Source organism: Curtobacterium sp. B8 (assembly GCF_000333315.1).
Classification (GTDB): Bacteria; Actinomycetota; Actinomycetes; order Actinomycetales; family Microbacteriaceae; genus Curtobacterium; species Curtobacterium luteum.
This window is the reverse complement of sequence record NZ_BACW01000380.1, coordinates 1-879: the sequence shown is the minus strand read 5'-3', so window position 1 is coordinate 879 and position 879 is coordinate 1. Positions and strand designations below refer to the sequence as shown.

2 protein-coding genes are annotated in these 879 nt (G+C 66.9%); both read left to right on the top strand.

Annotated elements, in window-relative coordinates; translation table 11 throughout:
• A partial coding sequence (gene rpsR, locus I59_RS09855) for a 30S ribosomal protein S18 (RefSeq protein WP_022903727.1) occupies positions 1-231 on the top strand: 231 nt, incomplete at its 5' end.
• A gap of 14 nt (positions 232-245) precedes the next feature.
• The gene (rplI, locus tag I59_RS09850) at positions 246-698 is read left to right on the top strand and encodes a 50S ribosomal protein L9 (protein ID WP_022903726.1); all 453 of its coding nucleotides are present in this window, start codon (positions 246-248) and stop codon (positions 696-698) included.
• The last annotated feature ends 181 nt before the right edge of the window (positions 699-879 follow it).

The following is an 879-nucleotide window of genomic DNA, read 5'->3' as shown; positions in this document are numbered from 1 at the left end:
GGAAGCCTCGCGGCAAGGGGCGGCAAGAACGCCGCTCCCGCGAAGTCGATCAAAGTCGGCGTCATCGACTACAAGGACGTCGCGCCCCTTCGCAAGTTCATCTCCGAGCGTGGCAAGATCCGCGCCCGTCGCATCACCGGCGTCTCCGTCCAGGAGCAGCGCCTCATCGCCCGTGCCGTGAAGAACGCCCGTGAGATGGCGCTCCTCCCCTACGCCGGCTCCGGCCGCTGATCGGAGGATCTCCCATGTCGAAGCTCATCCTCACCCACGAGGTCTCCGGCCTCGGTTCCGCCGGTGACGTCGTCGACGTCAAGAACGGCTACGCCCGCAACTACCTCATCCCCCAGGGCTTCGCTGTCGCGTGGTCCAAGGGCGGCGAGAAGCAGGTCGAGTCGATCCGCGCCGCGCGCACCGCTCGCGAGCTCGCCACCATCGAAGAGGCCCAGGACCTCAAGATGAAGCTCGAGAACGCCACCATCCAGCTGGCCGTCAAGGCCGGCAAGGACGGCCGTCTCTTCGGCTCGGTCCGCCCGGCGGACGTCGCCGCAGCGGTCGAGGCGCAGGGCGTCGGCTCGCTCGACAAGCGCAAGGTCGAGGTCCCCGCGACCATCAAGACCGTCGGTGACCACGAGGCCACCGTGCGTCTGCGCGAGGACATCACCGCGGTGATCTCCCTCAAGGTCGTCGCCGCCAAGTAAGGCTGCGTCTTCCGCTCACGACGGGCGGGTCTCCTCCGGGAGGCCCGCCCGTCGTCGTTCCCGCAGACACCCGTTCGGGGTTGGCTGGTTACTGCTCAGGCAGGCCCACCGAACCTGGAAGCGGGTTGAGAAAGTTGTCCTCAGGTTTCGGTTTGTCAACTGGTTTTACACACCCGAAACG

What these genes read in the sequence shown, in the direction of transcription:
- rplI (WP_022903726.1), top strand. Translation starts at nt 246, where the DNA reads ATGTCGAAGCTCATCCTCACCCACGAGGTCTCCGGCCTCGGTTCCGCC.